The following is an 18,726-nucleotide window of genomic DNA, read 5'->3' as shown; positions in this document are numbered from 1 at the left end:
GGAGATTGAAATGAAGAAGTTGATTGCTAAAGCGCCCCGCGTTGCGGCGCTGGTGGAGTACGAAGACCGCCCGGTGGCGGCCAGTGAAGTGAAAATCCGCGTGCGCTACGGCGCGCCGAAACACGGCACCGAAGTGGTGGACTTTCGCGCCGCCAGCCCGTTTATCGATGAGCAGTTCTCTGCCGAGTGGCAACTGTTCGTGCCGCGCCCGGAAGGGGCTGCGCGAGGCATTGAATTCGGCAATTTCCAGCTTGGCAACATGGTGGTTGGCGAGATAGTCGAGTGCGGCGCTGAGGTGACGGATTACGCTCTCGGCGAGCAGGTCTGCACCTACGGCCCGCTGATGGAGACGGTTATCGTCAACGCGGTGAACAACTACAAACTGCGCAAAATGCCGCAAGGCGCATCGTGGAAAAACGCGGTTTGCTACGACCCGGCCCAGTTCGCCATGAGCGGCGTGCGCGACGCTAATGTCCGCGTGGGTGATTTCGTGGTTGTCGTGGGCCTGGGCGCGATAGGCCAGATAGCTATTCAACTGGCGAAAAAAGCGGGCGCATCCGTGGTCATCGGCGTCGACCCGATTGCGCATCGCTGCGAGATTGCCCGCCGTCACGGCGCTGATCATTGTTTAAGCCCGGTGGGAACCGATGTCGGGCTTGAGATCAAAAGCTGACCGGCAAACAGGGCGCTGACGTGATTATTGAAACCAGCGGTCACGCCGATGCGCTGCAGGCGGCGCTGCGCGGCATCGCCTATGGCGGCACTATCTCTTATGTCGCTTTCGCCAAGCCGTTCCCGGCGGGGTTCAACCTGGGGCGCGAGGCGCACTTTAACAATGCGAAAATTGTGTTTTCCCGCGCCGGCAGCGAGCCGAACCCGGACTATCCGCGCTGGAGCCGCAAACGCATCGAAGAAACCTGCTGGGAACTGCTGATGAACGGTTATCTCAATTGCGAGGATCTGATAGACCCGGTCGTTACCTTCCAGCAGAGCGCTGACAGCTATATGAAATACGTCGACCAGCACCCGGAGTTGAGCATCAAAATGGGCGTCACTTTTTAATTCATGGATGAACAAATAATGAAAATCGCTACGCAAAACCAGGCTTTTTTTCCGCAGAATATTTTAGAGAAGTTTCGCTATATCAAAGCAATGGGATTTGATGGCTTTGAGATAGACGGCAAATTGCTGGTTGATAACCTCAAAGCGGTGAAATCCGCCATTGTTGAAACCGGGCTGCCAGTCACTACCGCCTGCGGTGGCTACGACGGCTGGATCGGTGACTTCATTGAAGAGCGCCGCCTCAATGGTCTTAAGCAGATAGCCAGCATTCTGGAAGCGCTGGCGGAAGTGGGGGGCAAAGGCATTGTCGTGCCCGCCGCCTGGGGCATGTTCACCTTCCGCCTGCCGCCAATGACGTCGCCGCGAAGCCTGGAAGGGGACCGCAAAGCGGTGAGCGACTCCCTGCGTTACCTGGACGGCGTCGCGGCGCGTACCGGCACTACCGTTTTCCTCGAGCCGCTTAACCGCTACCAGGATCACATGATTAACACCCTGGTGGACGCGCGCCGCTATATCGTGGAAGGCGACTTACAGCATGTGAAAATTATTGGCGATTTTTATCACATGAATATCGAAGAGGACGATATCAGCGCCGCCTTTCACGACAACCGCGATCTGCTAGGCCATGTGCATATCGCTGATAACCACCGCTATCAGCCGGGCAGCGGCGCTATCGATTTCAAAAAGCACTTTGACCAACTGCGGGCGGATGGTTACGACGGTTACGTCGTCTATGAATGCCGCATTCGCGCGGAGGATCCCGCGGCGGCGTACCAGCAGTCGCTGAACTTTCTGCGTCAGTGTTAAGAGGCGGCGCGCAAGATGAGTGCTAACAATCCCTTGCCGCTGCGGGTCGCCATTATCGGCGCCGGTCAGGTGGCGGATAAAGTCCATGCCTCGTTTTATAGCGCGCGTAAAGAGGTGGAACTGGTGGCTGTCTGTGACAGCAACCAGCAACAGGCGCAGGCGTTCGCTGAACGCTACGCCGTTGAACACGTCTTTACCGATGCGCAGACGCTGCTGCGAGAATGTCGCCCTGATGTTGTGAGCGTCTGTTCACCGAACCGCTTTCATCACGAGCATGTCATGCAGGCGCTGGCGGCAGGCTGTCACGTCATGTGCGAAAAACCGCCCGCCATGACGCCGCAGGAAGCAGACGAGATGCGTAAGGCGTCGCGCCAGGCAGGCAGAGTGCTGGCCTACGATTTTCATCATCGCTTCGCCCTGGATTGCCAGCTGTTGCGCCAGCGCGTGGCGGCGGGGGAGCTTGGCGAGGTCTACGTCACTAACGCCCGCGCGCTCCGCCGCTGCGGCGTGCCAGGATGGGGCGTTTTTACCAATAAAGCGTTGCAGGGCGGCGGGCCGCTTATCGACATCGGCATCCATATGCTTGACGCCGCGCTGTTTGTGCTGGGCTTTCCGCAGGTGCGTCGGGTCACGGCGCATGCCTATCAGAAACTCGGCACCCGTAAAAACAGCGGCCAGTTTGGCTACTGGGATCCAGCGGCTTATACGGTGGAAGACGCTGTGTTCGCCACTCTGGAGTTCGCTCATGGCGGCATTCTGCGCCTCGAAACCTCTTTTGCGCTGAATATCATCCCGCAGTCCGTCATGAACGTAGAGTTCTGCGGCGATAAAGCGGGCGCTACGCTTTTTCCAGCGCACATATATGAAGATGTGGATGGCGACCTCGTGACGCTGTTACAGCGTGAAAAGGCGGATGACAAGCGGCATCAGCGCAGCATGGAGGCCTTTCTTGAAGCCGTGCAGGGCAAGCCGGCGCCCATTGCCGATGCTGAGCAGGGATACCTTATTCAACAACTTGTCGCCGCCATTTATCAGGCGGCGGAAACAGGGAAGTGTGTGGAATTATGAGCGACATCAGTTCGCTGGTCGAAGCACGCTTCGACCCGCAGCGGCACAACAAGTACGCCACGTTGATGGCGGCAGGCAACGGCTACCTTGGCATTCGCGCCACGCATGAAGAGGGCTACACCACCCAAACGCGCGGTATGTTTCTCGCCGGGCTTTATCATCGCGCCGGGGAAGAGGAGCCGCGCGAGCTGGTGAATCTGCCAGATGTGGTGGGGATGCATATTGAGATTGACGGTGAGATAGTCAACCTGCTTGCCGGCAAGCTGCTGAGCTATCGTCGCGAGCTGCGCTTTGCCACAGGTGAACTGCGGCGCGAGGCGGTCTGGGAATCGGTAAGCGGTCAGCGTTATACGCTGCTCTGCGAACGATTTCTCTCTCGCCACAATAACGCCCTTTTTTGCCAGCGTATTTCCATTACGCCGCACAACAGCGAATGTTGCATCAACATAGCAACGGGCATCGACGCCACGCAAACCAACGCGGGCCGCCAGCATCTGGATGAAACGCAGGTTCGCGTATTTGATCAGCAGACCATGCAGGCTATTTACCGCACCCGCAGCAAGGACGCGCACGTCGCTATCACCTGCGCCTGCCTGGTTTCGCCCCGCGCTCAGGTGAGCTTCTCCGCTAAAAACCGTCGGCTACAACAGCATAGCTTTTGCGAACTCAAGCCCGGCGAGACGCTAACGCTAGATAAGTATTGCCTGATTGAGCGGTGGCTGGATGGCGAGGTGCCAAAAGAGGCGGGCCAGACCAGCCTTGCGCAACTGAGTACCTGCATGGAGCAGGGGTATGAAGCGTTGCTTGGCGCCTCTGCCGCCGTATGGCAGGCATGGTGGCGACAATGCCGGGTAACAGTGCAGAGCGAGACGCAGGGCGATCAACGCGCGCTGGATTTCGCGCTTTATCATCTGGCGGCCATGACGCCGGTTCATGATGAGCGCAGCAGCATCGGGGCGAAGGGGTTAACGGGCGAAGGTTACAAAGGGCATGTTTTCTGGGATACGGAGGTCTTCCTGTTGCCTGTCCATCTGTACACGCAGCCGGAAATCGCGCGTCAGCTTTTGCGCTACCGCTGGTTGAACCTCGCCGGCGCCCACAATAAAGCGCAGCAGAACGGTTTTGCCGGCGCATTGTTTCCCTGGGAAAGTGGACGCACTGGCGAAGAAGAAACCCCTGCCTGGGCTGCAATTAATATCCGTACCGGGCTGCGGCAAAAAGTCGCGTCTGCACTGGCGGAGCATCACCTTGTGGCGGATATCGCCTGGGCCGTCGTGGCGTATTATCAGGCAACGGGCGATGACGCCTTTATGGCGAAAGAGGGCGTGGAGCTACTGAGAGAAACTGCGCGCTTCTGGTTAAGCCGGGCGACTGAGGTCGACGGCGCGCTCGAACTGCATGATGTCATTGGCCCGGATGAATACACGGAGCACGTGAATAACAACGCCTATACCAACTATCTCGCCTGCTACAACGTGGCGATGGCCCGCCATTTCAGCAAGCGTTTTGCTAAACCCGATGAGGCTTTCAGCAGCCAGCTGGACGATTTTCTCGCCCGCCTGAGGCTGCCGCAGCCACGCCCTGACGGCGTTATCCCACAGGACGACACGTTTTTCAGTAAACCGACTATCGATCTCACGCGCTATAAAGCGAACGCTGGCAGTCAGTCGATATTGCTGGATTACTCGCGCGCCGAAGTGAACGAGATGCAGATCCTGAAGCAGGCGGACGTGGTGATGCTGCTGTACATGCTGCCCTGGCTGTACGGTGAGCCGGTGTTGCGGGCAAACCTGGCTTATTACGAACCGCGCACCATTCATGACTCCTCGCTCAGCAAGGCGATTCATGGAATTGTCGCCGCGCGCTGCCACGAGCCTGAACAGGCGTACCGCTTCTGGCGGGAAGGGTGCCAGATAGATCTCGGCGACGCGCCGCACAGCAGCGACGACGGTATTCATGCCGCCGCCAGCGGCGCTATCTGGCTTGGCGCGGTGCAGGGGTTTGCGGGCGTCGTGGCAATGCAGGATGAATTGCACATTAACCCGGCGCTGCCGAAGGCGTGGACCAGCGTGGCGTTTCCCTGCTGCTGGCGCGGCCGCAAGCTTTACCTCACCCTGACGCACCAGCAGTTAAGCGTAGAGAGCGATGGGCCGGTCATGCTGCATGTGTGCGGCAAAGCGGTTGAAGTGGACGGCAGAGCCGATTTTTTTATCCCGGCGTCCGGGAGCGGTACCAGCCAGGAGGGCATATGAAACCGCAAGCAGTGATTTTCGATCTCGATGGCGTTATTACCGACACGGCGCACCTGCATTTTGTCGCCTGGCGCAACGTGGCGGCGGAAGTGGGCATTATGATCGATGAAAAATTCAATGCTGAGCTCAAAGGCATCAGCCGTATGGCTTCACTTGAGCGCATTTTGCGCCATGGCGGCAAAGACGCGGCGTTCGACCTGTCGGCCCGCGAGGCGCTGGCAGGGCGAAAAAACGCACTGTACGTTGATTCGCTTTCACAGCTTACCCCGCAATCCGTGCTGCCGGGCATGACTTCGCTGTTGCATACGTTAAAAGCGCAGGGGATTAAAACGGGTCTGGCTTCGGTGTCGCTCAATGCGCCGGCAATCCTGACCGCGCTGGGTCTGCAATCGCATTTCGATTTTTGCGCCGATGCAAGCAGGCTTAAACGCTCCAAGCCGGACCCGGAAATTTTTCTCGCCGCCTGCGAGGGGCTAAAGGTCGACCCGGCACGCTGTATCGGAATTGAAGATGCGCAGGCGGGCATTGAGGCGATTAACGCCAGCGGCATGCTTTCCGTGGGTATCGGCGTTGGGCTAAAGCATGCGGATCTGCTGCTGGACAGTACTGAAGAGCTTACCTGGCCGCGGCTAGAGGCTTTCTGGAACCAACAACAACGCGCTTGCGCGTCCAGCCACTGAGGGATAACTATGGCTCAGCTCTCCTTACAACATATCCAAAAAATTTATGACAACCAGGTGCATGTGGTAAAAGATTTCAACCTGGAGATTGCCGATAAAGAGTTCATTGTCTTTGTCGGCCCTTCTGGCTGCGGCAAGTCCACGACGCTTCGCATGATAGCCGGGCTTGAGGAGATAAGCGGCGGCGACTTGCTAATTGACGGCGTGAGGATGAACGATGTGCCCGCCAAGGCGCGCAACATCGCCATGGTGTTTCAGAACTACGCGCTCTACCCGCATATGACGGTTTACGACAACATGGCGTTCGGCCTGAAAATGCAAAAGATCGACCCGCAAGAAATTGACGGGCGAGTCATGTGGGCGGCGCAAATTCTGGGGCTGAAAGAGTATCTCAAGCGTAAACCCGGCGCGCTTTCCGGCGGGCAGCGCCAACGCGTGGCGCTCGGACGGGCGATTGTGCGTGAGGCGGGCGTTTTTTTAATGGATGAGCCGCTCTCAAACCTCGACGCCAAACTCCGCGTGCAGATGCGCGCAGAGATCAGCAAGCTGCACCAGAAGCTTAATACCACCATGATTTATGTGACTCATGATCAGACCGAAGCGATGACCATGGCGACACGCATCGTCATCATGAAAGAGGGTATCGTACAGCAGGTGGGGGCGCCGAAAGAGGTTTATAACCATCCGGCAAATATGTTTGTGGCGGGTTTTATTGGCTCGCCAGCCATGAACTTTGTCCGCGGCGCGATTGACGGCGATTGCTTTGTCACCGAAACGCTTAAGCTGCAGGTACCGCCGCATTTACTGAAGTCGCTCAACGATCGCGGCTATCAGCGAAAAGCAGTGGTGCTCGGCATTCGTCCGGAAGATATTCTGACGCAGCCCGGCAATGGGCAGCCTGTCTCAGCGCATATCAGCGTGGCGGAATTAACCGGAGCGGAGTTTATGCTTTATTGCACCGTCGGCGGTCATGAACTGGTGGTGCGCGCCAGCGCAGAAAAAGATTATCAGGCGGGTGAAACTATTCCGCTGTGGTTTGATATGCAAAAAAGCCACTTCTTCGATGTCGAAACAGAGTGCGTGATTAGCTAAAACCGGGCCGGGATATGCCCGGCCTTTTTAATGAATTTCAGCAGGCAGATAAGTTAATTCTCATTTCGCAGTGAACCTTTAAGCAGTATGCGGGTGGGAATAATCACTTCCGGCTGCGCTTTGCGCCCGGCAATAATATCAAAAAGCACCTCACTGCTTTTTTCCCCTAACGACTGCGTCGGCACGTTAATGCCGCCCGGCTCAGGTGTTAACGTAAGAGAGAGCATCTCATTGCCGTAACCAATAATGGAAAGTTGCTGTGCGATGACGATATTTTTCATCGCCGCCGCGCGGTAAACGCCGACCATTTTCAGGCTATCGGCAACGAAAATCGCGTCGGGCGGCGAGGGTAGCGAAAGCAGCGTTTCAGCCGCCGCCAGCGCGCTCTGCTGAGTATAACCGCCATCAACGATAAGACTGGGATCGCAATCCAGATGATGTTTTTCCAGCGCCGCCTTAAAGCCCGCCAGCCGATCAACGCTGACATGGTGGTCCAGCGGCGCGTGGAGACAGGCGAGCCGTCGATGACCACGTGCGATGAGCGCTTCGGTAAGCTTCAGGCTGTCGCCGAAATTATCGGTATCAACAGAATAAATATTGCGATAATTGCCCGCGACTTTACCAATCACCACCACAGGAACGGCGCATTTCTCCAGCTCGCTATAAAACGTGTCGTCCATGGGCGAGCTCAGCATAATAATGCCTTTAATCATCTTCTGGCGGATTTTGAGCAAACATTTATTCAGGGCGTCCTGGGGATCTTTCGACGTTTGTAAAATAACGTCGAAACCTTCCTTCTCCGCCCGGGCGGTTATGGCGTGCAGCACTTCAGAGAAAAAAGGATTGCCCGCTGTTGTTTTGGTCGAGCGCGTAGTGATGACCAGAATGGCATCAAAGCCTGCCGACGAAAGGGCGCGGGCCATAATATTTGGCTGATAGTTTAATTCTTCTATCGCTTTTAAAACGCGCTCTCGCGCCTGTGGGGAAATATTGGTTTGATTATTCAGTACGCGGGAGACGGTGGATTTAGAGACCTTCGCCACGCGGGCAATATCATAAATAGTGGGGGACATTGTCGACAGTGCTCCGTCACTTCGTCAAAACGGGAACATCTTACGTAAGCGTATAAAAGATGTCCATTCGCAAAGCGGACTGCCGGGAGGCACAGAGAAAAATGAGGCAATAGCCGCTACGCGGGAGCGGCTATTTTGAGGTTTATCGCTTTTCGCCGCCAATCACTTCGCGAATGCAGCTGGCTATCTGCTCAACGTGCGTTTCCAACGCGAAATGGCCGGTATCCAGCAGCTCCACCACGGCGTTGGGGTTATCGCGTTGATACGCATGCGCGCCCGGGGGAATGAAAAAGGGATCGTGCTCGCCCCAGATTATCAGGGAAGGAAGCTGGCGCTGGCGGAAAAAAGCCTGGAAATCAGGATAGCGTTTAAGGTTGTTCGCATAATCCAGAAACAGATCGAGTTGAATCTCTTTATTTCCAGGGCGTTCAAGCAGCAGGGCGTCCAGCTGCCAGGTCTCCGGCGCCACCCGTTCCGGGTTCTTCACGCCATGCAGATATTGCCAGCGGATCCCTTCCAGATTCAGCACGGCGTCATGCACAAGCTGGCGATTTTCCGCCGACGGCGTATCCCAGTAAGCACGAATCGGCGCCCAGGCGTCTCCCAGCCCTTCAAGGTAGGCGTTGCCGTTTTGTGAAACCAGACCGGTTACCCGCTCCGGGTAATTCAGCGCCAGGCGCAACCCGGCAGGCGCGCCGTAATCAAACACGTAAAGGGCATAACGTTCCAGCCCCAGCGCATCTACAAATGCGGTCAGCGTCTCGCCGAAGGCGTCGAAGGTGTAGCGATAATTCCGCTCAGTCGGCACTTCCGTAAACCCGAAGCCGGGAAGATCGGGGGCGACCAGATGAAATTTGTCAGCCAGCAGCGGGATCAGCTCACGAAACTGATGCGATGAGCTGGCGAAACCGTGGAGCAGCAACAGCGTTGGGTTAGAAGGCGCGCCGGCTTCTCGATAGAACACGCGAATGCCGTCTGCTTCAGTGAATTGATAACGTACCGGGTAATGCTGGTTCATCGTCATGGCCTCTTATGTAACTATTAAAAATCAGTTTAGCGGTTACTCCATGTCAGTATGACGAACCTTTGTAACCAGTCAAACTAATTTTTAAGGGTTTCAAAGAGGGTTCCAGTCTTATCCGGCAATCAACCGTCCTGCATCCTTACTTTTTCCTCGTGTTAATTGTTTGATACTGAACGATGTCTGGCGGGATAAGCGCCTGCGGAATATCTTGTAACTGCTAAACCAGGTTTTTGAGGTTACAATAGCCCTTTGTTGTTACGCAGGAGGTTGGCCGTGAATTCTCTCTTTCCCGCACCGTTCGCTAACGGACCGCTCTTTCTGGCGGATCACGGCGCGCTGGATTTTCTTAATACGGTGGCGCTGGCAGAGGGGCAACGGCATGACTTCTGGCAGCGTGACGACGATGTAAAAGCCTGGCTGGCGCAATCCGGCCTGGTCGCGCTGCCGGATGAAACCCCTTTCGAACCGGGTGCGCTTTTGCATGAAGCGCGTGAGCTGCGCGAAACAATCAGAACGCTGGTGGCACAGAAAAAGGCGGGCGAGGCGGTCAATCCGGCGCCGCTTAATCGCTATCTGGCTTCAGCCAATAGTCATCAGCAACTGGTGACGGGAGAGGATGGCGCGCTGCGCATTGAGCGGATCTATGCCAGCCAGACGCCTGCGCAATTACTCGCGCCTGTCGCGGAGCTGGCGGCGTCGCTGCTGGCTGAGCCCCAGTTCGAGCTGGTGCGGGAATGCGAGCATCCTGAGTGCTGCCTCTGGTTTTATGACAGAACGAAATCCCACCGCCGCCGCTGGTGCAGCATGGCGCTCTGCGGCAACCGGGCGAAAGTCGCCAGGTTCAGGCAGCAAAAGCGAGGCTAGGGCGGAACGCTGCGCGCAGCGGCGCCGACGCGGGTTTATAACGGCCTTAGCTGTTAATATTACAGCCATTCCTGAGTATTTGCGGACGCCATAACAATGATGCAGCGATTCAGAAACGAAATGCAGTCTCTGGTTAACCGCGGCGTGGATCGCCATTTGCGGCTGGCCGTCACCGGCCTTAGCCGTAGCGGTAAAACCGCTTTTATCACCTCGCTGGTGAATCAACTCTTGTCAGTCAACAGCGGAGCCAGGCTACCGCTCTTCAGCGCCGTGCGCGAAGAGCGCCTGCTCGGCGTAAAGCGCGTGCCGCAACGGGATCTCGGCGTGCCACGTTTTGCCTATGACGAAGGTCTGGCGCAGCTTTACGGCGAGCCGCCCGCCTGGCCGACACCTACCCGCGGCGTCAGCGAAATGCGTCTGGCGCTGCGCTTTCGCTCGCGGGAATCTCTGCTGCGCCATTTTAAAGAAACCTCGACGCTTTATCTGGAAATTGTCGATTATCCCGGCGAGTGGCTGCTCGATTTGCCAATGCTGGCGCAGGATTACCTCAGCTGGTCGCGGCAAATGACCGGGCTGCTTAAAGGCGACCGTGAAGTCTGGTCCCGCCGCTGGCGCGCGCTGTGCGAAGGGCTGGACCCGCTGGCGCAGGCGGATGAAAACCGGCTGGCGGAAATTTCACAGGCGTGGACGGACTATTTGCTGGCCTGCAAGCGTGAAGGGCTGCACTTCATTCAGCCGGGGCGCTTCGTGCTGCCAGGCGACATGGCGGGCGCGCCGGCGCTGCAGTTTTTTCCCTGGCCCGATGTGGACGCCGTGGGAGAGTCAAAGCTGGCGCAGGCGGATAAATCGACCAACATCGGGATGCTGCGCGAGCGCTTCAACTATTACTGTGAGAAAGTGGTGAAGGGGTTCTATAAAAACCATTTTTTACGCTTCGATCGCCAGATTGTACTGGTGGATTGTTTGCAGCCGCTCAACAGCGGGCCGCAGGCCTTCAACGACATGCGCCTTGCGCTGACGCAACTGATGCAGAGTTTTCACTATGGTCAGCGCACCCTGTTTCGCCGCCTCTTTTCACCCGTGATTGATAAGCTGCTGTTCGCCGCGACCAAGGCGGATCACGTTACGGTAGACCAGCACGCTAATCTGGTGTCGCTGTTGCAACAGCTGGTGCAGGATGCCTGGCAAAACGCCGCGTTTGAGGGCATCAGCATGGACTGCATGGGGCTTGCTTCCGTGCAGGCGACGCAAAGCGGGCTGGTCGATCATCATGGTGAGAAGATCCCGGCGCTGCGCGGGCACCGTTTGAGCGACGGCGCGCCGCTTACCTTTTATCCCGGAGAGGTGCCGCCGCGCCTGCCTGGGAGCGCATTCTGGGAAAGCCAGGGTTTTCAGTTTGAGAATTTTCGCCCGCAGGTGATGGATGTCGATCAGCCGCTGCCGCACATCCGGCTCGACGCCGCGCTGGAGTTTTTAACAGGAGACAAACTGCGATGAGCGATCCGATTAAACCGCGCATTGATTTTGCGCAGCCGCTGGAAGCCGAGAAGCGCGAACAGCTGAAAGCCGCCCGCGCTTTTAACGAGCCAGAAGCGGAGAAATTTATCCCGGCGGCGACCGGCGAAGTCCCGGAAGAGGGGCAGGCGGAGGCGGTGGTGGAAGCAGCATTGCGGCCCCGGCGCAGCATCTGGCGGCGGATGGTGACCGCCGGACTGGCGCTCTTCGGCGCAAGCGTCGTGGCGCAGGGCGTACAGTGGACGATAAACGCCTGGCAAACCCAGGACTGGATAGCGCTTGGCGGCTGTGCCGCAGGCGGACTTATCGTGGCGGCGGGCGTCGGTTCGCTAGCCACCGAGTGGCGCAGGTTATGGCGATTGCGCCAGCGCGCTGATGAGCGCGACGAAGCGCGGGAACTGCTGCATAGCCAGAGTATGGGCAAAGGGCGCGCCTTCTGCGAGAAGCTTGCCGCGCAGGCGGGGCTGGATCAAGGACACCCGGCGATGCAGCGCTGGTATGCGACGCTTCACGAAACCCATAGCGATCGCGAAGTGGTCACTCTGTATGCCCATCTGGTGCAGCCGGTGCTGGACAGCCAGGCGCGGCGCGAAATCAGCCGCTCGGCGGCAGAATCGACGCTGATGATTGCGGTCAGCCCGCTGGCGCTGGTGGACATGGCGTTTATCGCCTGGCGCAATCTGCGGCTTATCAACCGCCTCGCCGCCATTTACGGCATCGAACTGGGCTACTTTAGCCGTATCCGGCTATTTCGCCTGGTGCTGTTGAATATCGCCTTCGCCGGCGCGAGCGAACTGGCGCGCGAGATTGGTATGGACTGGCTTTCGCAGGATCTCGCCGCCCGGCTTTCCGCCAGAGCGGCGCAGGGTATTGGCGCAGGGCTCTTAACCGCCCGGCTCGGCATCAAAACGATGGAGCTTTGCCGTCCGTTGCCCTGGCTTGACGATGACAAACCCCGCCTGGGCGATTTCCGCCGTCAGCTTCTGACGCAGCTCAAAGAGACGATGCAAAAAGGCAAGGGCGGCGCGTGATGCCGCCCCGTTTACAGCCAGGCGCCCGTTTTTCCGTTACTCTGTAAATATTTGTTGACAGAATGTTCCGCACATCCTTCTTCTGAAGTATCATTCAGTTATTCGTTGGCTTTATACGTGTAGGTGCACTGATGCGTCTGGAAGTATTTTGTGAAGACCGCCTTGGTCTGACCCGCGAGCTGCTGGATCTTCTGGTGCTGCGCAATATTGATTTACGCGGAATTGAAATTGACCCTGTCGGGCGGATCTACCTGAATTTCGCCGAGCTGGAGTTCTCTGCCTTCAGCGACCTGATGACGGAAATCCGTCGTATTCCCGGCGTAACGGACGTCAGAAAAGTCCCCTGGATGCCTTCCGAGCGCGAGCACCGCTCGTTAAGCGCGCTGCTGGAAGCGTTGCCGGAACCGGTCTTTTCACTGGATATGAAAAGCAAGCTGGAGCTTGCCAACCCGGCGAGCTGCGCGCTCTTTAACCAGAATGAAGAGCGGCTTCGCAACCATAACGCCGCCGCGTTGATTAACGGCTTTAACTTCCAGCGCTGGCTGGAAAGCAACCCTGAAGGGTCGCACACCGAGCACGTAGTCATCAATGGACAAAACTTTCTGATGGAAATCACCCCTGTGCACCTGGATGACGACGGCGGCGGTAGCGTGTTGACGGGCGCGGTGGTGATGCTGCGCTCAACGGTGCGCATGGGGCGCCAGTTGCAGAACATTTCAAGCCAGGATCTCAACGCGTTCAGCCATATCATCGCCGTCAGCCCGAAAATGCGTCAGGTGGTGGAGCAGGCGCGCAAAATGGCGATGCTCAACGCGCCGCTGCTGATAGTGGGCGACACAGGGACCGGTAAAGACCTGCTGGCGCACGCCTGCCATCAGGCGAGCCCGCGCGCGGGCAAACCTTACCTTGCGCTTAACTGCGCTTCAATCCCGGAAGATGTGGTGGAAAGTGAGCTGTTTGGCCATGCGCCGGGCGCTTACGCTAACGCCGTGGAAGGAAAAAAAGGCTTTTTTGAGCAGGCTAACGGCGGCTCGGTGCTGCTGGACGAGATAGGCGAGATGTCCCCGCGCATGCAGGCGAAGCTGCTGCGTTTTCTTAATGACGGCACATTCCGCCGGGTGGGCGAAGAGCACGAGGTGCATGTAGACGTGCGCGTCATTTGCGCCACGCAAAAAAACCTGGTGGAACTGGTGCAGAAAGGGGCGTTCCGCGAAGATCTTTATTACCGGTTGAATGTCCTGACCCTTAACCTGCCGCCGCTGCGCGATCGTCCGCAGGACATCATGCCGCTGACGGAGATGTTTGTTGCCCGCTTTGCCGACGAGCAGGGAATCGCACGACCCAAACTGGCACACGATCTGAGTACGGTGATGACGCGCTACGGCTGGCCGGGCAACGTTCGCCAGTTGAAAAACGCCGTCTATCGTGGGCTTGCCCAGCTTGAAGGGTATGAACTGCGCCCGCAGGATATTTTGCTGCCCGATTTTGACGCCGCCGCGCTGCCAGTGGGCGAAGAGGCGATGGAAGGCTCGCTTGACGATATTACCCGCCGCTTCGAACGTTCGGTGCTGGTCCAGCTTTATCGCACCTATCCCAGCACCCGGAAACTCGCTCGCCGCCTTGGCGTTTCGCATACGGCAATCGCTAACAAGCTGCGCGAATACGGCCTGAGCCAGCGCAAAGGCGAAGAATAAAAAAACCTCCCGCAGGAGGTTTTTCTGATTAAACCCCTCTGAGAGGGGTTTTTTTATGTGGCGATTACGCCTTCAGTGCATCCAGCGCCGCGTCGTAGTTCGGCTCGTGGGTGATTTCATTCACCAGCTCGCTGAAGACCACCTCGTCGTTTTCGTTGATAACCAGCACGGCACGCGCGGTCAGGCCTTTGAGCGCGCCTTCGCTGATGCCCACGCCGTAAGCCTGCTGGAACTCCGGGTTACGCAGGGTGGAGAGGGTGATAACGTTGCTCAGGCCTTCCGCGCCGCAGAAGCGAGACTGGGCGAACGGCAGGTCGGCGGAGATGCACAGCACCACGGTGTTCTCCATATCGGTCGCCAGCTGGTTGAACTTGCGTACAGAGGCCGCGCAGACGCCGGTATCAATGCTCGGGAAAATGTTCAGTACTTTGCGCTTACCGGCAAACTGGCTCAGCGCGACATCAGACAGATCTTTGGCGACCAGGCTAAACGGCTGCGCCTTGCTGCCTGCCTGCGGGATCTGGCCTGCTACGGAAACCGGGTTGCCCTGAAAATAGACGACTTGTGACATGATTATCTTCCTGTTTACATATAGTTAACGTCGCCGCTAGTTTAAGTCATGATTACCGCCTTGAATATAAAAAACTGAACGGCAGGGCAACTTTCTCCTCGCTATACTGAGGCAAAGCCCGATGCGAGGAAAATAATGAGAAGCGTAAAAGTCTATCAGGAAGCCTGGCCCCTGCACTCCCCCTTTGTCATTGCCCGGGGCAGCCGTAATGAGGCGACCGTTGTAGTGGTGGAATTGGTGGAAGAGGGCATTAAAGCCGCAGGGGAATGCACCCCTTACCCGCGTTACGGCGAGAGCGTGGATTCCGTCATGGCGCAGATCATGGCGGTAGGGCCGCAGCTGGAGGCGGGGCTCGACCGCGCGGGGCTGCAAACGCTTCTGCCCGCAGGGGCGGCCCGCAATGCGATAGACAGCGCGCTCTGGGATCTTGAGGCGCGGCGCAGCGGTCTGAACCTGTCTGCGCTGCTGCACATCGCGATGCCGCAGGCTATCACCACGGCCCAGACCGTTTCTATCGGCACGCCGGATCAGATGGCGGCGAGCGCGGCGGCGCTGTGGGAGAAAGGGGCGCGGCTGCTGAAAGTGAAACTCGACGATCATCTGCTTACCGAACGTATCGTCGCCATTCGCGAAGCGGCGCCGCAGGCGCTATTAATCGTCGATGCCAACGAATCCTGGCGCAGCGAGGGGCTGGCGGCCCGCTGCCAGTTGCTGGCGGATCTCGGCGTAGCGATGCTTGAGCAACCTTTGCCAGCGAACGACGATAAGGGGCTGGAAACCTTTATTCATCCACTGCCCATTTGCGCCGATGAAAGCTGCCACACGCGCGAAAGCCTGCCGGGGCTCGCAGGGCGTTACGAGATGGTCAACATCAAACTTGATAAAACCGGTGGCCTGACGGAAGCGCTGGCGCTGGCGCAGCAGGCGAAGGCGCAGGGATTCGGCCTTATGCTGGGCTGCATGCTTTGCACTTCCCGGGCCATCAGCGCCGCATTGCCACTGGCGCCGCTGGTGCGCTTCGCCGACCTCGACGGTCCCACCTGGCTTGCGGTGGATGTCGAGCCCTCCCTTAACTTCACGACCGGCACGCTTCATCTTTGAGGTTGCCAGTGCAGCAGCGCTGTCATGGGCGCCAGATAGCGCTCGGTGGCTTCGTCAGCGGAGATAGCCGGAAACTCCGCCGTAATGCAGGGCAGATCCATGTCGGCGCACCAGCTGCCAAACGAGCCTGGCGTTTCGTACCCGACGCTGCCTACCAGCGGCAGGGCGAAGGCGCTGGCAAGCCACTCGCCAAGCGGGCTACGCGCCGGGTCTTCAATGCAGCCCAGCGGATCGTGAAACGAGACTATCCAGGCGGGTTTACTCTGATGAATGAGCTGACAAAGCGCGGCGGTTTCCGGCTCGGAGGCGGGGTGTTCGCCGGTGGAGAGCGTGACGTCGCGCGCCTCGGCGGCGCTGTTCCAGCGATAAACCGTCTCGCCCGGCTTCCAGTTGGCGGCGGGGAAGTTACGGTTGAGATCCACCCCGCGCGCGTTAGCGCGCAGGCCAAGCTGGCACCCGTCCGGGTTCACCGCCAGCACCACCGAATGCAAACGGTGGCTTGATTCCAGCGTGCGAAGCGCGCAGGAGAGCGTCACCATCGCCGCGTTTTCATCGCCATGCGTGCCGGCAATAATAAGCCCGCTCTGCGCGCTGGGCTGCGTGGCGGGAAACCAGAGCAGCGGAGCGCCGAGCACGGAAGCGCCGTAGCGTTCCGCGCCGGGCGGCAGTGGCCCGCGCTGCGGGCGAGGACGTAAAGCGGTCATGGAGTACCTTAATCTGGTGGCGGGGTTTCTGGCAGTGTTGTGCAAAACTACTGATAATTCAACCTGCTCCTCTATCTGGTTTCGCTTCCGGCGAGCGTGCAAAAAGCGCACGTGCGGTTTGCAATTGCTGCCGATAACCCAAATAATTCGCCAACACGAAACCCAATGACGGGTTGCGCTAACTAACGAGAGGGGATCGCATGAAGTTTCCTGTTTATCTTTCCGCAGGCGCACTTTGGGTGGCCGGTACGCTATCTGTCGCCTGGGCTGCACAAGTGCCGCCTGGCGTGAACCTGGCACAGCGCCAGGAACTGGTGCGCCATATCAAAGATGAACCCGCGACGCTGGACCCGGCAAAGGTTGTCGGTCTGCCGGAAATTCAGGTGCTTCGCGATCTTTTTGAAGGCCTGGTCAACCAGAATGAAAAAGGCGAACTCTCGCCCGGGGTGGCGACAAAGTGGCAGAGCATCGACAACCGTATCTGGACCTTCACCTTAAGGGATGACGCGCGCTGGTCCGATGGCACGCCGGTCACGGCGCAGGATTTCGTCTACAGCTGGCGGCGCCTGGTTGATCCTAAAACGACCTCTTCTTTCGCCTGGCTTGCGGCGCTTGGCGGCATCACTAACGCGCAGGCGATAATCGACGGCAAAATGCCTGCGGATAAGCTCGGTGTCAGCGCGGTGGATGCGCGTACGCTGAAGGTGCAGCTGGATAAGCCGGTGCCTTATTTCCCGAATCTTACCGCTAACGTCGCGCTTTATCCGGTGCCGGGCGCCGTAATCGAAAAGCAGGGCGCTGACTGGACTCGTCCCGGCAACCTGGTAGGTAATGGCGCCTTTGTGCTGGCCGAGCGGGTAGTCAATGAAAAACTGGTGGTCGTTCCTAATAAAAACTACTGGGATAACGGCAAAACGGTGTTGAAAAAGGTCACGTTCTTGCCAATAAACCAGGAATCCGCCGCCACCAAACGCTACCTTGCAGGCGATATCGACATTACTGAGTCTTTCCCGAAAAACCTTTACCAGAAACTTTTAAAGCAGATCCCGGGCCAGGTTTATACGCCGCCGCAGCTGGGCACCTATTATTACGCCTTCAATACGCAAAAAGGCCCAACCGCGGACAGGCGCGTTCGTCTAGCGCTGAGCATGAGTATCGATCGCCGTCTGATTGCCGAAAAAGTGCTGGGCACCGGCGAAAAGCCCGCCTGGCGATTTACGCCGGACGTGACGGCTGGATTTAAGCCCGCGGTCGGCATGATGGAAGAGACCAGCCAGCAGGAGTTAAACCTGCAGGCGAAAACGCTGTTGCAGGCGGCGGGGTACGGCCCTGGTCGTCCGCTTAAGCTGACGCTGCTGTACAACACCTCTGAAAACCATCAGAAAATAGCCATCGCTGTGGCGTCGATGTGGAAGAAGAATCTGGGCGTTGATGTGAAGCTGCAAAACCAGGAGTGGAAAACGTATATCGACAGCCGCAACACCGGTAACTTTGACGTGATTCGCGCCTCCTGGGTGGGGGACTATAATGAACCGTCCACCTTTCTTTCGCTCCTGACCTCAACGCACAGCGGCAACATTGCCCGCTTTAAAGATCCCGCTTACGACAAGGTGCTTGAGCAGGCGAGCCTTGAGAGCGACACAAAGGCGCGTAATGCGGACTATAACGAGGCGGAAAATATTATCGCCAGCCAGGCTCCGATTGCGCCCATTTATCAATACACCAACGGACGCCTGATTAAGCCCTGGGTTAAAGGTTATCCCATCACTAACCCGGAAGATGTCGCCTACAGCCGCACGATGTACCTTATTAAGCATTAAGGAGCAGCGCTGCGCAGGCTTGCGACGAGGCGCTTCTCTTCCTGGTGGAAGCGCCAGCCAAACGCAGGCGGTATTCCGTTTGGCAGGCAAAGGTTTGATTTAATCCAGGGCAAAGAAGATAGCGGGAAGCACGAGGGGCGATGGCGCCCCTCGCGTATTTATGACGTGGTTATTTTCGCAGTGATATGCGCTTTGTTACCCATTCGCGCCTCAATGATTTTATATGACGCGCCCTTTTCGTTTTGCGCCAACTGACGAATTTTGCTTTCCGCTTCCTCAAGCGTACCGCCGGTTGCAGTAACGGTTTGTGCATATAAGGAAAAGGGCAAGAGAAGATAAACCAGTAACAGCGTGATAACGGTTTTCAC

The 18,726-nt window shown here is 57.8% G+C and carries 16 protein-coding genes and 1 pseudogene; 12 read left to right on the top strand and 5 right to left on the bottom strand.

The genetic code is table 11. The features are described from left to right. The first annotated feature begins 10 nt into the window (after positions 1–10). From ycjQ to IEX01_RS07680, 6 genes and pseudogenes are all read left to right on the top strand, one after another. A pseudogene (ycjQ, locus tag IEX01_RS21700) lies at positions 11–1,062 on the top strand (D-guloside 3-dehydrogenase). A gap of 18 nt (positions 1,063–1,080) precedes the next feature. After that, a complete protein-coding gene (ycjR, locus tag IEX01_RS07700) occupies positions 1,081–1,869 on the top strand; it encodes a 3-dehydro-D-guloside 4-epimerase (protein WP_188723603.1) in 789 nt (262 codons plus the stop codon). 15 nt (positions 1,870–1,884) lie between these two features. Beyond that, positions 1,885–2,937: a D-glucoside 3-dehydrogenase gene (gene ycjS / locus IEX01_RS07695; RefSeq protein WP_048887463.1), complete on the top strand. Its 1,053-nt coding sequence runs from the start codon at positions 1,885–1,887 to the stop codon at positions 2,935–2,937. After that, entirely contained in the window at positions 2,934–5,189 is a 2,256-nt protein-coding gene (locus IEX01_RS07690) for a glycoside hydrolase family 65 protein (protein WP_188723602.1), read from the top strand. Before ycjS ends, IEX01_RS07690 begins: the two co-directional genes overlap by 4 nt. Continuing rightward, a complete protein-coding gene (gene pgmB / locus IEX01_RS07685; protein WP_024556154.1) occupies positions 5,186–5,869 on the top strand; it encodes a beta-phosphoglucomutase in 684 nt (227 codons plus the stop codon). Before IEX01_RS07690 ends, pgmB begins: the two co-directional genes overlap by 4 nt. A gap of 9 nt (positions 5,870–5,878) precedes the next feature. Continuing rightward, positions 5,879–6,961, top strand: a complete 1,083-nt coding sequence (locus IEX01_RS07680) for an ABC transporter ATP-binding protein (RefSeq protein WP_188723601.1) — start codon at positions 5,879–5,881, stop codon at positions 6,959–6,961. A gap of 53 nt (positions 6,962–7,014) precedes the next feature. Here the strand turns inward: IEX01_RS07680 and IEX01_RS07675 are convergent, their stop codons facing one another. Continuing rightward, complete coding sequence (locus IEX01_RS07675; protein ID WP_188723600.1) at positions 7,015–8,034, bottom strand: LacI family DNA-binding transcriptional regulator; 1,020 nt, start codon at positions 8,032–8,034, stop codon at positions 7,015–7,017. A 142-nt stretch (positions 8,035–8,176) separates the two neighbouring features. Next, entirely contained in the window at positions 8,177–9,058 is an 882-nt protein-coding gene (locus tag IEX01_RS07670) for an alpha/beta fold hydrolase (RefSeq protein WP_188723599.1), read from the bottom strand. Positions 9,059–9,331: 273 nt separating this feature from the next. Here IEX01_RS07670 and IEX01_RS07665 point away from each other — a divergent pair, with 273 nt between their 5' ends. The 4 genes from IEX01_RS07665 to tyrR all read left to right on the top strand — a co-directional run bounded on the left by IEX01_RS07665 (position 9,332) and on the right by tyrR (position 14,162). After that, a complete protein-coding gene (locus IEX01_RS07665; RefSeq protein WP_188723598.1) occupies positions 9,332–9,922 on the top strand; it encodes a CGNR zinc finger domain-containing protein in 591 nt (196 codons plus the stop codon). Between the two features lie 99 nt (positions 9,923–10,021). Beyond that, positions 10,022–11,419 carry a YcjX family GTP-binding protein gene (locus IEX01_RS07660; protein WP_034882076.1) on the top strand — a complete coding sequence of 466 codons (1,398 nt, stop codon included), beginning with the start codon at positions 10,022–10,024 and terminating at the stop codon, positions 11,417–11,419. Then, on the top strand, positions 11,416–12,468 hold the full coding sequence (locus tag IEX01_RS07655; RefSeq protein WP_188723597.1) for a YcjF family protein: 1,053 nt from the start codon (positions 11,416–11,418) through the stop codon (positions 12,466–12,468). The genes IEX01_RS07660 and IEX01_RS07655 overlap by 4 nt, the downstream gene beginning before the upstream one ends. 131 nt (positions 12,469–12,599) lie before the next feature. Continuing rightward, the gene (gene tyrR, locus IEX01_RS07650; protein WP_028019910.1) at positions 12,600–14,162 is read left to right on the top strand and encodes a transcriptional regulator TyrR; all 1,563 of its coding nucleotides are present in this window, start codon (positions 12,600–12,602) and stop codon (positions 14,160–14,162) included. Positions 14,163–14,226: 64 nt separating this feature from the next. Here the strand turns inward: tyrR and tpx are convergent, their stop codons facing one another. Next, positions 14,227–14,733 (bottom strand): thiol peroxidase, encoded by a 507-nt coding sequence (gene tpx / locus IEX01_RS07645; protein ID WP_024561294.1) that lies wholly within the window; start codon positions 14,731–14,733, stop codon positions 14,227–14,229. A 135-nt stretch (positions 14,734–14,868) separates the two neighbouring features. Here tpx and ycjG point away from each other — a divergent pair, with 135 nt between their 5' ends. Then, on the top strand, positions 14,869–15,834 hold the full coding sequence (ycjG, locus tag IEX01_RS07640; RefSeq protein ID WP_188723596.1) for an L-Ala-D/L-Glu epimerase: 966 nt from the start codon (positions 14,869–14,871) through the stop codon (positions 15,832–15,834). Here the strand turns inward: ycjG and mpaA are convergent. Further along, positions 15,825–16,538: a murein tripeptide amidase MpaA gene (gene mpaA, locus IEX01_RS07635; RefSeq protein WP_048887470.1), complete on the bottom strand. Its 714-nt coding sequence runs from the start codon at positions 16,536–16,538 to the stop codon at positions 15,825–15,827. The genes ycjG and mpaA overlap by 10 nt on opposite strands. Before the next feature lie 200 nt (positions 16,539–16,738). Here mpaA and IEX01_RS07630 point away from each other — a divergent pair, with 200 nt between their 5' ends. After that, complete coding sequence (locus IEX01_RS07630) at positions 16,739–18,358, top strand: peptide ABC transporter substrate-binding protein (protein ID WP_188723595.1); 1,620 nt, start codon at positions 16,739–16,741, stop codon at positions 18,356–18,358. A 158-nt stretch (positions 18,359–18,516) separates the two neighbouring features. On the opposite strand, the gene IEX01_RS07625 is transcribed toward IEX01_RS07630, so the two are convergent. After that, positions 18,517–18,726: a YdgH/BhsA/McbA family protein gene (locus IEX01_RS07625; protein WP_024561296.1), complete on the bottom strand. Its 210-nt coding sequence runs from the start codon at positions 18,724–18,726 to the stop codon at positions 18,517–18,519.

The sequence above is a fragment of the Franconibacter daqui genome (genome assembly GCF_014644275.1).
Lineage (GTDB): Bacteria > Pseudomonadota > Gammaproteobacteria > Enterobacterales > Enterobacteriaceae > Franconibacter > Franconibacter pulveris.
The sequence above is the reverse complement of the archived record's forward strand: the minus strand, read 5'-3'. Positions and strand labels throughout refer to the sequence as shown.